At 62.8% G+C, this 16,290-nt stretch carries 15 protein-coding genes; 4 read left to right on the top strand and 11 right to left on the bottom strand.

The window, feature by feature from the left end:
• Positions 1 to 3 precede the first annotated feature (3 nt).
• The 6 genes from ACFUOZ_RS00895 to ACFUOZ_RS00870 form a co-directional block, all read right to left on the bottom strand.
• On the bottom strand, positions 4 to 564 hold the full coding sequence (locus ACFUOZ_RS00895; protein WP_377543714.1) for a hypothetical protein: 561 nt from the start codon (positions 562 to 564) through the stop codon (positions 4 to 6).
• Positions 561 to 1,130, bottom strand: a complete 570-nt coding sequence (locus ACFUOZ_RS00890) for a DUF402 domain-containing protein (protein ID WP_377543712.1) — start codon at positions 1,128 to 1,130, stop codon at positions 561 to 563. The genes ACFUOZ_RS00895 and ACFUOZ_RS00890 overlap by 4 nt, the downstream gene beginning before the upstream one ends.
• The gene (gene dxs / locus ACFUOZ_RS00885; RefSeq protein WP_377543710.1) at positions 1,127 to 3,100 is read right to left on the bottom strand and encodes a 1-deoxy-D-xylulose-5-phosphate synthase; all 1,974 of its coding nucleotides are present in this window, start codon (positions 3,098 to 3,100) and stop codon (positions 1,127 to 1,129) included. The genes ACFUOZ_RS00890 and dxs overlap by 4 nt, the downstream gene beginning before the upstream one ends.
• 176 nt (positions 3,101 to 3,276) lie before the next feature.
• The gene (gene acnA / locus ACFUOZ_RS00880) at positions 3,277 to 6,084 is read right to left on the bottom strand and encodes an aconitate hydratase AcnA (protein ID WP_377543708.1); all 2,808 of its coding nucleotides are present in this window, start codon (positions 6,082 to 6,084) and stop codon (positions 3,277 to 3,279) included.
• Positions 6,085 to 6,314: 230 nt separating this feature from the next.
• The gene (locus tag ACFUOZ_RS00875; protein ID WP_377543706.1) at positions 6,315 to 7,691 is read right to left on the bottom strand and encodes a class I SAM-dependent RNA methyltransferase; all 1,377 of its coding nucleotides are present in this window, start codon (positions 7,689 to 7,691) and stop codon (positions 6,315 to 6,317) included.
• Positions 7,688 to 9,664 (bottom strand): APC family permease, encoded by a 1,977-nt coding sequence (locus ACFUOZ_RS00870; RefSeq protein WP_377543704.1) that lies wholly within the window; start codon positions 9,662 to 9,664, stop codon positions 7,688 to 7,690. Before ACFUOZ_RS00870 ends, ACFUOZ_RS00875 begins: the two co-directional genes overlap by 4 nt.
• Before the next feature lie 114 nt (positions 9,665 to 9,778).
• Here ACFUOZ_RS00870 and ACFUOZ_RS00865 point away from each other — a divergent pair, with 114 nt between their 5' ends.
• Positions 9,779 to 10,450: a potassium channel family protein gene (locus ACFUOZ_RS00865; protein ID WP_377544942.1), complete on the top strand. Its 672-nt coding sequence runs from the start codon at positions 9,779 to 9,781 to the stop codon at positions 10,448 to 10,450.
• A complete protein-coding gene (locus ACFUOZ_RS00860) occupies positions 10,450 to 11,184 on the top strand; it encodes a potassium channel family protein (RefSeq protein ID WP_377543702.1) in 735 nt (244 codons plus the stop codon). The genes ACFUOZ_RS00865 and ACFUOZ_RS00860 overlap by 1 nt, the downstream gene beginning before the upstream one ends.
• On the opposite strand, the gene ACFUOZ_RS00855 is transcribed toward ACFUOZ_RS00860, so the two are convergent.
• The 4 genes from ACFUOZ_RS00855 to dut all read right to left on the bottom strand — a co-directional run bounded on the left by ACFUOZ_RS00855 (position 11,151) and on the right by dut (position 13,721).
• A complete protein-coding gene (locus tag ACFUOZ_RS00855) occupies positions 11,151 to 11,948 on the bottom strand; it encodes a DUF3159 domain-containing protein (protein ID WP_377543700.1) in 798 nt (265 codons plus the stop codon). The genes ACFUOZ_RS00860 and ACFUOZ_RS00855 overlap by 34 nt on opposite strands.
• Positions 11,945 to 12,271 carry a hypothetical protein gene (locus ACFUOZ_RS00850; protein ID WP_377543698.1) on the bottom strand — a complete coding sequence of 109 codons (327 nt, stop codon included), beginning with the start codon at positions 12,269 to 12,271 and terminating at the stop codon, positions 11,945 to 11,947. Before ACFUOZ_RS00850 ends, ACFUOZ_RS00855 begins: the two co-directional genes overlap by 4 nt.
• Before the next feature lie 43 nt (positions 12,272 to 12,314).
• Entirely contained in the window at positions 12,315 to 13,073 is a 759-nt protein-coding gene (locus ACFUOZ_RS00845) for a DUF3710 domain-containing protein (protein WP_377543696.1), read from the bottom strand.
• A 117-nt stretch (positions 13,074 to 13,190) separates the two neighbouring features.
• On the bottom strand, positions 13,191 to 13,721 hold the full coding sequence (gene dut, locus ACFUOZ_RS00840) for a dUTP diphosphatase (protein WP_377543694.1): 531 nt from the start codon (positions 13,719 to 13,721) through the stop codon (positions 13,191 to 13,193).
• Positions 13,722 to 13,816: 95 nt separating this feature from the next.
• Between dut and ACFUOZ_RS00835 the strand changes: the two genes are divergently transcribed.
• Positions 13,817 to 14,314, top strand: a complete 498-nt coding sequence (locus ACFUOZ_RS00835) for a DUF3093 domain-containing protein (RefSeq protein WP_377543693.1) — start codon at positions 13,817 to 13,819, stop codon at positions 14,312 to 14,314.
• A gap of 21 nt (positions 14,315 to 14,335) precedes the next feature.
• Here ACFUOZ_RS00835 and ACFUOZ_RS00830 read toward each other — a convergent pair whose 3' ends face one another.
• Positions 14,336 to 14,635 carry a DUF4193 domain-containing protein gene (locus tag ACFUOZ_RS00830; RefSeq protein WP_377543691.1) on the bottom strand — a complete coding sequence of 100 codons (300 nt, stop codon included), beginning with the start codon at positions 14,633 to 14,635 and terminating at the stop codon, positions 14,336 to 14,338.
• Between the two features lie 284 nt (positions 14,636 to 14,919).
• Between ACFUOZ_RS00830 and sepH the strand changes: the two genes are divergently transcribed.
• The gene (gene sepH / locus ACFUOZ_RS00825) at positions 14,920 to 16,260 is read left to right on the top strand and encodes a septation protein SepH (RefSeq protein WP_377543689.1); all 1,341 of its coding nucleotides are present in this window, start codon (positions 14,920 to 14,922) and stop codon (positions 16,258 to 16,260) included.
• Positions 16,261 to 16,290: the final 30 nt, after the last annotated feature.

Genomic DNA, 16,290 nt, shown 5'->3' with positions numbered 1-16,290 from the left:
TACTTAGAGACTAAAGCCAAGACCCTGCTTGGGCGAGTGCTTGACCTTGAATGCGGTGGGATCGCTGTGGGGCGCGGCAGCCACGGTGAGCTTGGTGAAGTCCAGGTCTTCCCCGCGAACACAGATTTTGATGGCGTTGACGGCCTTGTTGACGTCCGGGCAGAGGCAGAAGATGTTGAGGTGGCCGTTGCCGATCTCGGAGCGGTCCACGACGCCCAAGCCACGCCAAGCCAGCTCCCCGGTCAGGGCCGTCTTGGCCTTTCTCTCAAGGTGACGGTCGCGTTCGGTGCCATCCTTGGTCTTCAACGCAATCTGCGCCACCACCCAGAACTGCTCCGACTCGGGAATCTCCGCGTAGCCGTCTTCCTCACACTGGGCAGCGAAGGCGGCCATCAGTCCGTCAACGGAAGAATCGTCACTGACTTCGGTTTCGTTGGTCTTGCTTTGATGCCCCACGACACCGTGATTGACCACGAACTGCTTGTCTTCATCGTCATACCAGGCCTCCCGAAAGTGCAGGACACCCTCGTCGTCCGTCTTGTATGTCCGGATGATGCCGCTCATGCGCGTCCCTTCCTGAACCATTCTGCGCTCGGACTGTTCGGGTCCTGGACGTTGAACGGTGATTGCTTGGTGTGGACAGCTTCGAAAAGCGCTGCGCATTCGGTACGCATGGCGTCCACGGTTTCCTCCGGGTAGCCCATGGCCACCCGGTGTTGCTCAAACTCGTCTTCGTCATCAATGAACACTCCATGCACTGTGGAGCGGATGACGTCCAAATCCATGTCGATCATATGGAACTCGGTCACGCCCGGCTTGATGGGGTTCCAGCTGTGGGCTGTGGCGAGATCCACGTAAATCCGGAAATCCCCCGGGTAGCTGTCGTCGTAGAACGTCACCACGAATTCGCCTGTCCGTGGAACCAGCAACAAGCAATCAGAGGCGGTGTAGAAGGCCGCTCCCGGGCGGGAGCAGAACTCCCCGGCTCCTTGGAAAATCCACCAACCATGGATGTCTTCGCCCAGATAACGGCCGGGAACAACCCAGTGTGCCGTACCGTCGAATTTCCTGTTCCGCGACACGACGAGGTCGCCGGGCAGCAGCGCGCCCGGTCCGCGATTGTTCCTCACAGAGTGGGCAAGCTGCCGGTGGTGGGGTGTTCCTGGCCGGGGAGGGGCCGCGCAAAGGGCACCTTTGTCCCCAAAACCTGGGCAACGACGTCGTGCGTGATCTTCTGGGCGGTGAGCCCAACGCGTTCCAGCACCTGTCCGCGGGAGCCGTGGACCAGGAACCCGACAGGCAGGCCGACTTCATTCAGAGCGGTATCCACGCCTGCTGCGCGCATTTCCTGCCGGATGCGTGACCCCACGCCACCAGCGCGGACGCCGTCCTCGATGCAGATCACCAACCGGTGCCGGGCGGCCAAGGCAATGATTGATTTCCTGACGGGAAGCACCCACCGCGGATCAACCACAGTCGAACTGATGCCTTGCGCGCCAAGGCGGCCGGCCACATCAAGGGCCAGCTCCGACATGGCACCAACACTGACGATCAGGACGTCGTTCTCAGTGGACCCCTCCGGCCGGCGGGCGAGGATGTCCACGCCGTCGTGGAGTCGTTCAATGGCTTCGACTTCGGAGCCGACACTGCCCTTGGAGAAGCGCACCACGGTCGGAGCATCATTGATGGCAACGGCCTCGCGCAGTTCCTCCCGTAGCCGGGTGGCGTCGCGCGGTGCAGCCAAATGCAGGCCCGGCACGATTTGGACCATGGCCATATCCCACATGCCGTGATGGCTGGGTCCATCGGGACCGGTCACCCCGGCACGGTCCAGGACAATCGTGACGCCGGCCTTGTGCAGGGCGACATCCATGAGAAGTTGGTCGAAGGCCCGGTTCAGGAAGGTCGCGTACACGGCAACCACCGGGTGCAGGCCGCCGAAAGCCATTCCAGCTGCCGAGGTCAGGGCATGCTGCTCGGCGATACCGACGTCGATAACGCGCTCCGGGTGGCGCTCGGCGAACTTGTGCAGTCCCACCGGGATCAGCATGGCGCCGGTAATGCCGACGATGTCCTCGCGTTCGTCGGCAATGTCGGCGATCTCCTCGGCGAACACCGAGGTCCAGGACCTGGCTCCGGGAGTCTCGGTGGACTCCCCCGTCTCCGGGTCGATGATGCCCACGGCGTGGAACTGGTCTGCCTCGTTGGCAAGCGCCGGAGCGTAGCCGTGGCCTTTCTCGGTCATGGCGTGCACGATCACCGGTCCGCCGTACGCCTTGGCGGTGTTCAGCGCATGTTCCATGGCCTGCAGGTTGTGTCCGTCCACAGGCCCGATGTACTTCATGCCGAGGTCTTCGAACATGCCCTGCGGAGCCCACCAGTCCTTGATGCCCTTCTTCATGGCATGCAGGCTCTTATACGTGAACTGTCCCGCCGGGCCGCCGTTCTGCAGCTTTTTCTTCCACCAATCGAGCATGCGTTCGTAGGCCGGAGCCGTTCGGAGGGAGTCGATGGTGGGGCGCAGCGAGGCAAGGTAGTCGGCCAAACCGCCGACGGTAGGGGCATAGGAACGCCCGTTGTCATTGACCACGATTACGACGCGACGCCGCTTGTCCGCCGCAATATTGTTGATGGCTTCCCAGGTCATGCCACCGGTCAGCGCACCGTCGCCGACAATGGCGACGACGAACCGGTCACCTTCGCCGGTCAGCTGGCGGGCACGGGAAATCCCGTCCGCCCAGGACAGCGACGAAGACGCGTGGGAGCTCTCCACAATGTCGTGCTCGGACTCGGCACGCTCGGGGTAGCCGGACAGCCCGCCCTGCTGGCGGAGCGTACTGAAGTCCTGCCGTCCGGTCAGGAGCTTGTGCACGTAGGACTGGTGCCCGGTGTCGAAGATGATGCTGTCGCGCGGGGAATCGAACATCCGGTGGACGGCGAGGGTAAGTTCAACCACACCCAGGTTCGGACCGAGATGCCCGCCTGTCGCGGCGACGTTGGTGATCAGGAATGCCCTGATTTCGCCGGCCAGTTCTTCCAGCTCTTTGCCGGACAGTTTGGCCAGGTCCTGTGGATCCTTGACGGTTTCCAAAAGTCCCAACGGCCCTCCTTAGGGTGAATGACGTGCTCGTTAACTTTAGCGCGTGCCCGGAGTCCACGCGTTTCCCGGCGGCATCACCACTGGGCCGGATTTGTCCCGGACGCCAGCAGCCCCGGCCGGTCGGATGACCAGCCGGGGCTGCATGGCGCGGAATCAGCTGTGACCAGCCGGATTCGCTATGCGGAGATCTGCCGCAGGACGTACTGCAGGATGCCACCGTTGCGGTAGTAGTCTGCTTCGCCCGGGGTGTCGATGCGCAGCACGGCGTCGAAGGACTTGGACGAGCCATCCTCAGCCGTTGCCGTGACCTTAAGGGTCTTCGGCGTGGTGCCGTTGTTCAGCTCGGTAACGCCTTTCACGGAGAAAGTCTCCGTGCCGGTGAGGCCGATGGTCGCAGCGGATTCACCTGCGGGGAACTGCAGCGGAAGAACACCCATGCCGATGAGGTTGGAGCGGTGGATACGCTCGTAGCTTTCGGCGATGACTGCCTTGACGCCCAGGAGGGCGGTACCCTTGGCTGCCCAGTCGCGGGATGAGCCCGAACCGTACTCCTTGCCAGCGAGGACAACCAGCGGTGTTCCTGCGGCCTGGTAGTTCTGTGCAGCGTCGTAGACGTAGGCCTGCGGGGCGCCTTCCTGGGTGAAGTCGCGGGTGAAGCCACCCTCGACGCCGTCCAGGAGCTGGTTCTTGATGCGGATGTTGGCGAAGGTGCCGCGGATCATGACTTCGTGGTTGCCACGGCGTGAGCCGTAGGAGTTGAAGTCCTTGCGCTCCACACCGTTGGCCAGCAGGTACTGGCCCGCAGGGGTGTCCGACTTGAAGGAACCGGCCGGGGAGATGTGGTCCGTGGTGACGGAGTCGCCGAGCTTCAGGAGCACGCGGGCACCGGCGATGTCCTTGACGGGATCCGGCTGGGCCTTCATGCCCTCGAAGTATGGGGGCTTCCGCACGTACGTGGAGTCCTCGGCCCAAGCGAAGGTGTCACCGGCGGGGGTGTCGAGTGCCTTCCAGCGCTCGTCGCCGTCGAAGACGCCTTCGTAGCCCTTGGCAAACATGCCCTCGTCGATGGAGGAGTCGATGACTTCCTGGACTTCGGTGGGGTTCGGCCAGATGTCCTTCAGGAAGACCTCGTTGCCTTCGGAGTCCGTGCCCAAGGCATCGGTGTCGAAGTCGAAGTCCATGGAACCGGCAAGGGCGTAGGCGATGACCAGCGGCGGGGAAGCCAGGTAGTTCATCTTGACGTCCGGGTTGATGCGGCCTTCGAAGTTACGGTTACCGGAAAGGACAGCCGTGACGGAGAGGTCGTTCGCCTGGATCGCTTCGGAGATTTCCGGCTCGAGCGGGCCGGAGTTGCCGATGCAGGTGGCGCAGCCGTAACCGACGATGTAGAAGCCGAGCTTCTCCAGGTACGGGGTCAGTCCGGACTTCTCGTAGTAGTCGGTGACTACCTTGGAACCGGGAGCAACGGAGGTCTTGACCCACGGCTTGGAGGTGAGGCCCTTGTCAACGGCGTTGCGTGCAAGCAGGGCTGCAGCAAGCATCACCGAGGGGTTGGACGTGTTGGTGCAGGACGTGATCGATGCGATCGACACTGCACCGTGGTCCAGCTCGAACTCGCGGCCGTCGGCGGTGGTGACCTTGACCGGCGACGACGGGCGGCCATTGGCGCCGTTGGCTGCCGAGAAGACGCGTTCGGTCTCCGTGGTGTGGGAATCCGCGTGCGTGAAGGACGGAGCGTCCGAAGCCGGGAAGGTCTCGTCCAGGGCTTCGTCCACGCTGCCATCTTCGATCGCGACGTAGTTGTGGATGTCCTTGCGGAACTGTTCCTTGGCATCCGTGAGCTCGATGCGGTCCTGCGGACGCTTCGGGCCGGAGATGGACGGAACAACGGTGGAGAGGTCCAGCTCGAGGAACTCGGAGAAGCGCAGTTCACGGGAAGGATCGTGCCAGAGGCCCTGTTCCTTGGCGTAGGCCTCCACGAGGGAGACGTTCTCTTCGGAGCGGCCCGTCAGGCGCAGGTAGTCAAGAGTGACGTCGTCGATCGGGAACATGGCAGCCGTGGAACCGAATTCCGGGCTCATGTTGCCGATGGTTGCACGGTTAGCCAGCGGCACAGCGGCAACGCCTTCACCGTAGAACTCCACGAACTTGCCAACGACACCGTGCTTGCGCAGCATTTCGGTGATGGTCAGAACGACGTCGGTGGCGGTGGCGCCTGCGGGGATGCTGCCGTTGAGCTTGAAGCCGACAACGCGGGGAATCAGCATTGAGACAGGCTGGCCGAGCATCGCTGCCTCGGCTTCGATACCGCCAACACCCCAGCCCAGGACACCGAGGCCGTTGACCATGGTGGTGTGGGAATCGGTACCAACGCAGGTGTCGGGATAGGCGCGCAGCACACCGTCGATCTCGCGGGTCATGACCGTACGTGCCAGGAATTCGATGTTGACCTGGTGGACGATGCCGGTTCCCGGAGGAACTACCTTGAAGTCGTCGAAGGCGGTCTGGCCCCAGCGAAGGAATTGGTAGCGCTCACCATTGCGCTGGTATTCGATCTCCATATTGCGCTCCAGTGCGCCGGAGTTACCGAAAGCATCGATCTGGACGGAGTGGTCGATGACCATTTCTGCCGGTGCCAGCGGGTTGACGCGCTTGGGGTCACCGCCAAGCTCCTTGACGGCTTCACGCATGGTGGCAAGGTCCACGACGCAGGGCACACCGGTGAAGTCCTGCATGATGACACGTGCCGGGGTGAACTGGATTTCCGTGTCGGGCTCCGCATTGGGGTCCCAACCGGCAAGGGCGCGGACATGGTCAGCCGTTATATTGGCGCCATCCTCAGTCCGCAGGAGGTTTTCAAGCAATACCTTAAGGCTGAACGGAAGGCTGTCTGCGCCCTCTACGGAGTTCAACCGGAAAATTTCATAGTCGGTGCCGGCTACATTCAGTACGCCTTTGGAACCGAAGCTGTCCACAGTGCTCATGGCAGGACTCCTCTCGCAACAGTTTCATCTTTGTCGCGTGGTTGGCCGCTAGCCAGTTAGGCGCACCTTACTTAGCCGGGCGGCATCTTTGTTGGTCACCCCGCCCGAAGGCCTTCACATCCAGCGGAACGGGACTACTAGGCCCATCGTAGTGGCTTTATCTCCGTCACGGGTGGGAGCCGCCAAGGCCGCCACGCCCGCGGTGTCCCGCGGACGGGCGGCTGGCCCTCCTAGAAGGCAGGAACAATCAGGCCGACAGTTTCCAGGTGGTGCGTGTGGGGATAGAGATCAAAGGCCCGCAGCGACTCAAGCCGCCAGCCGCCCTGATGGAAGTAACCCAGATCACGCGCAAAGGAAGCTGGATCGCAGGACACATAGGCGATGGCACGGGGGCCGGTGGCCATCAGTTGCTTAACTACTGCCTTGCCCGCGCCGGCCCGCGGAGGATCCAGGACCAGGGAGTCGAAACTGCGGGCACGTTGATGCAACACCCGCTCCACCCGCCCCTGGATGATCTCCACCTGGGGTGCTCCATGCAGGTTCTTCCGTGCGTCCCGGCTGGTCCCCGCGGAGCCTTCGACCGACAGAACCGAACCGGTGACACCCACGACGTCCGCCAGAAGGGCGGTAAACAGTCCTGCACCGGCATAGAGATCGGCAACTGCCGCGCCGGCGTGCAAATACCCGCCCCCGGAAAGATAGTCGGTCACGGCGCCCGCCAGCGTGTTCGGCGCCTCCTTGTGGATTTGCCAGAAACCCTCACCGGTAACCCGGTACTCGTGGCCAGCGGCACTCTCCTGGACCCAGGTCCTCCCCCGGAGTTGCCGGACTTCACCCTTGCCCGGCTCGAAGGCGGCCACGGAGACATCGTGCGGCAGTTGCGAGACTATGCTGTGCAGCCTTTTAGGGCTGGTGGCCTCTTCCGGCGCCAGCAGCACCAGCGGCCTGGAGCCATTGGATGGAACAGCGACCTCGACACGGGCAATGCCGGAAAGATCGACATCCCACAGCCGGAGATCGTTGATTCCTTGAAGTGCCAGCGGCATCTCCTTGATGGGCAGCACCACGTCGGATCGATGCGCGTGCATTCCCAGGCGCCCGTTGGGGGTTACCGCGAAGCTGGCGCGGGTGCGCCAGCCGAGGCCGCCGTCGTCGTTGTTCCCTACTGCCTCTACCTCGGTGGCGAGTTCCAGACCGGCGAGACGCTTCAACTGCTCTGCCAGGACGTCGGCCTTCAACTCCCGCTGCCTTTGCAGGGAGATGTGTCCCAGCTCGGCACCACCGACGGGAGGCGTGCCGCGTTTCCAGGAGGCCAGGGGATCGGCCGGCTTCCAGAAGTGGGTAACGCGATCGGGTGAGGGCTCAAGGACCTCGACGACGTCGGCACGCCAGAAGCGGGACGACTCACCGGCGTCGGTCAACCTGATACGGACCTTCTCGCCGGGAATGCCGTGCCGGACGAAGATGACGCGGCCCTCATGGCGCGCGACGAAATGCCCGCCATGGGCGATGGGACCGATCGTTACGATCGCTTCATTGCCTTCCACTGCTTGGTTTCCAGGGGTGTCACTGTGCCCGGTGCGGGCGGTATTGCTGTGGGGGGTCATTGGGTATCCTGCATAGCCTTTGCTTCTTCGGACGACTTCAGCTGCCAGGGAACGCTGGCAACCATGACTCCAGGTTCAAAATGGAGCCTCGTCTTGATTCTGAGTGCTGTCTGGTTGTGGACCAGCTGTTCCCACCATTTGCCCACCACGTACTCCGGAATGTAGACAACGATGAGATCGCGCGGTGAGTCACGGCGCATGTTCTTGATGTAGTCCATGATGGGTGTCACGGTCTCGCGGTAGGGGCTGGCCAATACTGTCAGCGGAACGGGAATTTCCAGTTTTTCCCAGTCCCTGACGGTGTGTTCGGTCTCCTCGGAGTTGATGTCAACGGTCACGGCATCCAGGCGGGAGGGCCGCGATGCCCGGGCGTAGGCAAGGGCCCGCAGCACGGGCTTGCGGACGTGGGAGACCAAAAGCACGGCGTGGACACGGGTGGGCAGTGCGCGTGGGGAGGAATCCTCGTCCACGGCAAGCTCCTTGGCCACGTTGTCATAGTGGGCACGGATGCTCCACATGATGAGGAACAGGATGAACATGGCGAGCAGGGCAATCCAGGCTCCCTGTTCAAACTTGGTGATCAGGACAATGACAAGCACCAGCGCTGTCATACCGAAGCCAACCATGTTGATGGTGCGGGATTTGATGATCCTGCGTCGGACAGCCTTGTCCTTTACGAGCTTGAGCTCACGGCCCCAGTGGCGGATCATCCCGAGTTGGCTGGCTGTAAAGGAAATGAAGACACCCACGATATACAGCTGGATCAGCTTGGTGACATCTGCGTTGAACGCCAGGATCAGCACCAGCGCTCCCGCTGCCAGGGCCAGGACGCCGTTGCTGAATGCGAGCCTGTCGCCGCGGGTACGCAGCTGGCGTGGAAGGTAGCCATCCTGGGCGAGGATGGAGCCCAGGACCGGGAACCCGTTGAAAGCCGTATTTGAGGCAAACACAAGGATGATGCCGGTGGCTGCCACAACCACATAGAAAGGTATGGAGCCTGCGCCAAAGATCGTGTCCGCAATCTGGCTGATGGCCGGTGTCTGGATGTAACCCTCATCCAACGGCTTGCCATCCACCAGGAACTCCGTGGCCGGATCAAGCACGATATGCACCTTGGTGGCATTGGCCAGGTACAGGATTCCGGCCAGCATGGAGGCAGCTATCACGCCGAGAAGCAGCAAGGTGGTTGCGGCATTCTTGCTCTTTGGCTTCTTGAAGTTGGGCACACCGTTGCTGATGGCTTCCACACCTGTCAGCGCCGCGGCACCAGAGGAGAAAGCCCGAAGCAGCAGGAAGGCACCCGCCAAACCAACCAGGCCTTCGTCGAATCCCGGCGCAGGAACAATGGTGAAATGTGCTGACGGCGCCTCCCCCAACTGTCCTGTCACGGCTTGGAAGATTCCCACCGCCGTCATGCCAAGGATGGACGCCATGAAGATGTAGGTCGGAACAGCGAAGACCGTGCCGGCCTCTTTGATGCCCCGCAGGTTGACCAGCGCGAGGATGATGACACCGATGGTGGCTATGAGCGCTTGCTGCCTATGGAGGGACGGGATGGCCGTAGTCAAGTAGGTGGCCGCCGACGACATCGACACAGCAACCGTGAGGACGTAATCCACCAACAGGGCGGACGCAACGGTCAGCCCCGCATACTTGCCGAGATTGACGTTGGCGATTTCGTAGTCGCCGCCACCGGAAGGGTAGGCATGGACATTTTGACGATAGGACGCCACGACCGTGAGCAATACCACCATGACGGCGAGGCCAACCAAAGGCGAGAATGCCACTGCGCTGACCCCGGCAAGGGCCAGCGTGAGCAGGATTTCATCAGGGGCATACGCGACAGAGGACAGGGCGTCCGACGCGAAGATCGGCAAAGCGATGCGTTTGGGCAGCAACGTGTGGGACATCCGGTCGTTCCGGAAGGGCCGGCCCACCAGCACCCGTTTCGCGGCATTCAAAATTGTCAGCACTCCGCAAAGCTACTCTGAATACCCTGCGATGTCATGACGGCAAAGACGTGCTTGGCCACATGGCAACGGTAAAGTCATACCGAGCGGCAGGGACGACACACATTAGGAGACATGGTGGCTCACTTCGTGATCATGGGTTGCGGGCGTGTTGGCGCAACCCTTGCACACACTTTGGAGGATGCAGGCCATTCCGTGGCCATCATCGATCAGGACGAGCGGGCCTTCCGCCGTTTGCGCAAGTCCTTCACCGGGCGGAAAGTCACTGGGGTTGGCTTCGACCGGGACACCCTCAAGCAAGCAGGGGTGCAGGAGGCATATGCTTTCGCGGCGGTCTCCAGTGGTGACAACTCAAACATCCTGGCCACGCGCGTGGCCCGCGAGACCTTCCATGTCGCCCATGTGGTGGCTCGCATTTACGACCCCGGTCGCGCCGAAATCTACCAGCGGCTGGGTATCCCCACGGTGGCTGCTGTGCGCTGGAGCGCCGACCAGGTCCTCCGTCGGATCCTGCCCGAACAGCATCTGGCAGGCGATTACCGCGAGCCCTCGGGCCGCTTGGTCCTGGCCGAAGTGGACCTCCACCCGGAGTGGATCGGCCACAGGCTCGGCTCCATCGAAGAAGCCGCCGGTATCCGCATCGCTTTCCTCACCCGCTTCGGCGAGGGCTTGCTCCCCCGGACCGGCACCGCCTACCAGGAAGGCGACACGGTCCACGCCATGCTGAATGTGGATCGAACATCCGAGATCGCACGGATCCTCGCCAAAGCACCCGCCAAGGAGTCTTAGTGAAAGTTGTCATTGTTGGCGCAGGCAGCGTTGGCTCGTCCATTGCGCGTGAGCTCCTGGCCCACCAGCACCAGATTCTTCTCATAGATCTCAAACCGGAAGTCATTGGACGCAGCGGACTCCGTGGCGCCCGCTGGCTGGTGGGTGACGCTTGCGAACTGAGTACTTTGCAGGACGCCAAGCTTGACGATGCCGACGTCGTTGTTTCCGCCACCGGCGATGACAAGGTCAACCTGGTGGTCTCACTCCTGGCTAAAACCGAATTCGGCGTCGGACGCACGGTAGGACGCGTCAACAACCCGAAGAACGACTGGATGTTCAACGACTCCTGGGGTGTCGACGTCGCAGTCAATACCCCGCAGCTCATGACGGCCCTCGTTGAGGAAGCCGTGGAGATTGGCGACCTCGTACGCCTGCTGACCCTGCAAACGGGTGTGGCGTCCATCGTCGAATTCACCGTTCCGCACGACTCCCACGTGATTGGAAGTACGGTGGGCGGGATCGAATGGCCCGAAGATGCAACCTTGGTGGCGATCCTCCGCGACCAGGCTCCCATTACCCCCACCCGCGACGACGTCCTGGATGGTGGTGACGAACTCTTCTTCGTCACCACCATCGCAGCGGAGAATGGGCTCCGCGCATTGTTGTCGAAGAATTCCCGGGAAGGCGAAGCGCGCGCGGACGAGGCCGCAGAAGCCGATCAGGCCTCTGACGACGACGGCTTCGACGGCTGAACTTCCGGCTTGGTCACCAGCCAGGCAACCCACAAGCCCAGGATGTAGAGCGGGGCACCCATCAAGAGCCGGGTGGTTGCCAGAGCCGTCAATCCGGCCTCGCCCATGAAATACAGCGGCACTTGCACCACCAGGCGGAGGGCCAAAACCGCCACGACGATCCATGTGCCCAGCTTGTATGCGCGGAGCCGTTCGCGGTCCTTCCGCCATTCAAGTCCCTCATTGCGCACGAAGCCGAAGAGCAAGCCGGCAACAGGCCACTTGAGCACGATGGAAAGCACCATCGCGGCGATGTAGGCCAGGTTGGTGAAGAACCCCAGAACATAGAAGTCCTCGGCCTTGCCGGTGGTGTTTGCCAACCATGCCGAAATGCCGACGCCCACCACACCGGCAAGTGCCTGCGTCAGGGGGCGTCGCTGGACCAGGCGGACGACAGTGAAGATTGCGGCGGCAGCCAGTGCCGCGATCAGCGACGGCGTCAGGTCCCGCGTGACTGTGAAGGTCACCAGGAAGACGAGGCCCGGAAGGACGCTCTCGGCAATACCTTGCACGCCACCGGCCGACTTCAGCATGTCAACGTGGCCGGCGCTGTTGCGGTGGAGTCCGGCTTTTTCGGCATATCCCGCAGCGATTTCGGACATGCGGGGACCTTCGCTGGCGGGTTTGGTCACGTCCGGCTGGTGGGCCTCACCGTGGCGGGCCTCACCGTGCTGGGGCGAGGACGCCCCGGTGTCCTTGGGTTCTGATCCGTTGGCCACGGTCATAGATGCTCCTGACGGGAAAGTATTTCGTAGCGCGGGTTGAACATTGCAGGGAAGCCTTCGAGCTGGGTCACCATTCCGTTCAGGCGAAGTTCCACGCCGGCCTCGATGCCGGGTACACGCGTGCGGCCCAGCCAGATCACGCGAAGGCGACCGTACTTCTTCCCGGTGGATCCGGGCGGTGGCGGTGTCTGGATTCCGGGCCCGAGAGCGTCCACCACGATGGCGGAGAAGAACGGTTGCGTGCTGGGCGGTTGGTGCGTCACTGACTCGATGAACCCAGCACATATGACCCTTCCCCGTTCGGGAAGGTCACGGATGGCCATTGCCCGCGGAGGCTGGCCAGCCACTCCGCCGCGGCGCGGCGAGTCAGCCAATCTGGGTGGTCTCCGGCCCTCGCTCAGGCTGTTGCAGGGCAGCTTCCGACGGCGGGACCGCACCTTGGGGAGCACCGCCCTGGCCGGGCACTGCGGCGTCCTTGGGCAAACGCAGCTGCAGCAATTCGCGGGGCGGCATCGGGCTGTCACCGCGAACCACGACCACTCGGCGGAACAGTTCCTCAAGGTCGGCAGCCGCCTCGCGTTCCAAGGCCGCCTGTCCACCAAGGACACCCCGGAGGAACCAACGCGGCCCATCCACACCCATGAAGCGTGCCGCGCGGAAGCCCTTGCTTCCGTCAGCAGCTTCCGCGGGCAGCTTGGCCACAAGTTCCGTTCCGAACCCGCCCTGGATTTCTTCGGTCTCGCCGCCTTGGCTGGCGACGGACTGGGTGATCTGCTCCCGGATTTCATCCCACAGTCCCTCGGAGCGGGGTGCAGCGAACGCCTGAAGCTGCAGGCTGGAGCCGCCCAGGTCCAGGGTCACCGCCACTACACGCTGCGTAGCTTCTTCCACCTCCAAACGGAGCTGGAGGCCTTCGGAGGGAGCGATCAGGAGCGCGCCGAGGTCCACATAGCCTTCTCGGCTGTCGATCTCATCAATGTCCAGGGGTCCCTTGCCAAGGCGGAAGTCGCCGGGAACGCGATCCCCGGCGGCCGGAGTCTTCTCCGAATCTGCACCGGATTCCTCGACGGTGCCGGCAGTGTCAGCCCGCTCGGCCTTGGACTTTTTACCGCGCCCAAAAAGCATTGGGTTTTCTCCTTAGTAGTGGTCTATCCCCAAGTAAACCGCAACCACGTTGGTCCAGGTTAACCAGGCCACGGCGTCCAACGATCCTCGGTGGCCGTTGCCGGTCAAGGGGCCGGCTTAGGCCTTTGGTGCGTTGAATCCGCCGGTAGAGCCGAATCCGCCCGTGCCACGGACCGATTCGGACAACTGGTCAACCGTGACGAAACGCGCATACTCGACGCGCTGGATCACCATCTGGGCAATTCTATCGCCGCGCTTGAGGCTGATGGCGTTGTTCTGGTCTGTGTTCAGCAGGGTCACGGCAATCTCGCCCCTGTAGCCCGCATCCACCGTCCCTGGTGCATTGACAACGGTAAGCCCGTGTTTGGTAGCGAGCCCTGAACGTGGATGGATGAGGGCGACGAAGCCGTCCGGCAGCGCAATGGAGACTCCTGTCGGAACCAGCTTTCGCTCCCCGGGGGCCAGCTGCACATCCTCGCGTGCCCGGAGGTCGGCTCCAGCGTCGCCGGGGTGGGCGTAGGACGGGGCTTCCAGGCCGTCGTCGAGCATTTTCAGCTGAACATCCAAGGTCGGGGCCCCATGGCTTGAGGTGGAATTCGCATCCGGGCTTACGGCGTCTTTACTGAATACTGCGGTCTCGTTGCTCACAGTGGTTCATTCTACTGTGAGAGGCATTTCCCTGTTTCCCGCGGGTGGTCGCCTGGACGGACGCCCAGGGGCCTGTGGCCGGATAAACTGGGTGTATGCCTACGCCTGACCAGTCCTCACCCGTGCCTGCCCGGAACAACTCCTCCGCTTCCGGAGTCCTGTACACCGAGAAGTTGTGGCCGTCATTGTGGATCTGGATCGTAGTTGTCGGACTTTCAAGCGCCGGGTTGCTGATGTTCGGCCCGATCAGCCCTGCCGCGGGCATCGGCGCCGCCCTCGCGTTGCTGGCCATCATGACCATCATGCTTGTCCTTTCCACTCCCACCATCACTGTTACCCCGGATACCGTACGAGTGGGCCGGGCCAGCATTGACCGCACGTTCGTAGGTTCAGTCCAGGCGTTCAGCAAAGCGGAAGCCACCGCTGAGCGCGGACCGCGCCTGAACGGGCTGGCGTACATGTGCTTCAGGGGTTGGATCGATCCCGTGGTCAAGATCGAAATCACGGATCCGGCCGACCGAACCCCTTACTGGCTGGCATCCTCGCGCAGGCCGGACGAGCTCGTCGCCGCCCTGGCCGCACCCCGCGCCTGAAGCAGGCCCGGCCGGTCCGGTTTAGCTTTCACATTCCGTGCAGTACAAGTGGCCGCCGCGTTCCGCGGCGATCTGTGACCTGTGCTTGACCAGGAAACAGTTGAAACAGGTGAACTCATCAGGCTGCGGAGGCATGACCTGAATCAAGAGTTCCTCTCCGGAGAGGTCGGCTCCCGGCAGTTCGAAACCGTCAGCCAGATCGGTTTCATCGACGTCAACGGCTGAGGACTGTTTTCCCGACTGGCGCGTCTTGAGCTCCTCCAGGGAATCCTCGTTGACGTCTTCCTCTGTCTTACGGGGAGCATCGTAATCCGTAGCCATGGTCTTTCCTCGTCCTCCGTCCCTGCTTTGGGTGGGTTCCCGGGCAACACCCTTTCGTGCCGCCCGGTGTATGCAACACCGGGCACGCCGGATTTGTGCCCGATATCGGGCAGATTGTCCTCTGCCGGCAATCAAAAGTCCATAGCCTCCCGTGGAGCCGTCGGAGCTCCCGATCTGCCCGGGTTTCTGCGGAAAATCACGGCACGCCCTCCCTCCTAGTAGGAAATGCCCCCCGCTGGTGGCAGAGTTTCGAATGTCAGTTATGCCATGTGGTGGAGGGTGTTATGCAGGATCTACGGCTGGTAGGCGTCCACGACGACGGCGGGCACCTGCTCTTAAGCGGCCCGGGCGGTGCGATGTTCCAGCTTCCGATCGACGAGGCTTTGAGGGCAGCGGCGATCCGGACACCGGCACAGGTGGCCGCCCGCGCCTCCAACACGCCCATTGCCATGTCACCCAGGGATATTCAAGCCAGGATCCGCAGCGGTGCAACGGCAGCGGAAGTAGCTGAACTGTCAGGCCTGCCACTGGCAAATGTCCAGCGCTATGAAGGTCCTGTCCTCGCCGAGCGCGAGTACGTCGCCCGCCAGGCCCGTGGCATTGAAGTTGCTGCCCCGGCTCCGGGTCATGACGCCTACCGTTCGGCTTTCGGGGATGCTCCAGCCACTCTTGGCGACATGGTGGAGCACAGGTTGGCAGCCCACGGCATCGACTCTTCGACAGTTGAATGGGATTCGTGGCGTCGCTCCGACGGTTCCTGGACCGTGGTTGCCAGGTTCGAGGCAGTTCCCGGTACACATGGCAGCATCGGTGAGGAACCGCCGGCTATGTGGACCTTCAGTCCTCAACGCAAGTCACTGCAGAACGCCAACCGCTGGGCTCAACAGCTCAGCGAACTTGAGCCACTCGACGGGCCTGTACCCGCCCGACGCCTCGCCGCGGTCTCCGACCGCCCCTTCGACTTTGAGACCGACGCCGAAACGGCTGCCCGAGCATCCGCCAAGGAATCGGACAGTCTCCTGGAGATGCTCCGCTCACGTCGGGGCCAGCGCCTTGGCGTCGACGAAGACGGCGACGACGCCTTGGCTGTCTTGTTGAGCAACGTGCCGGCGGCCCATCCACGTCCGGGCGAGGACGAGGCCGACGTGCCGGCCGAAAGCGACGTTGCGAACCGCGGCTCCGAGGCTTCCGTGGAAGAGGAACTTGCCCGCAGGGACGGCCGGGCCTCGATGCTCTCCCGCTTGAGCCTTGCACCACGGAATTTCGAAGCCGATGACGACGATTCGCTGAAGCTCCACAACGGCGTCAGCACCGATACCCGTGAGATCACCGTCGTCGCCAGCCCCATACGTCCTGTCACGCCCCTGGCGGGCCGCAAACCGGCAGGTCTGGACGAATTGCTGGGCGGCGGCCCGGCAGCTGAAGCACCCGTAAATGATGACGGCGGCCATACTGGGGACGTCATCGGGGACGTTGCAGCCGCAGACGAAGCGCCTACGGAGGAGACCAGCGAACCTGACGCCCGGCAACACGTCGACGCGCCGGTGGAACGCCAACCGGCACGTCCCAAGAGGTCCAGCATCCCGAGCTGGGATGAGATCGTTTTCGGAGCTCGCGGAGACTGACCCGAGTGCCGGGCTAAATCCGGGTACCAG

Origin of the sequence: Paenarthrobacter sp. NPDC057355 (genome assembly GCF_042667405.1) — a bacterium.
GTDB lineage: Bacteria > Actinomycetota > Actinomycetes > Actinomycetales > Micrococcaceae > Arthrobacter.
The sequence above is the reverse complement of the archived record's forward strand: the minus strand, read 5'-3'. Positions and strand labels throughout refer to the sequence as shown.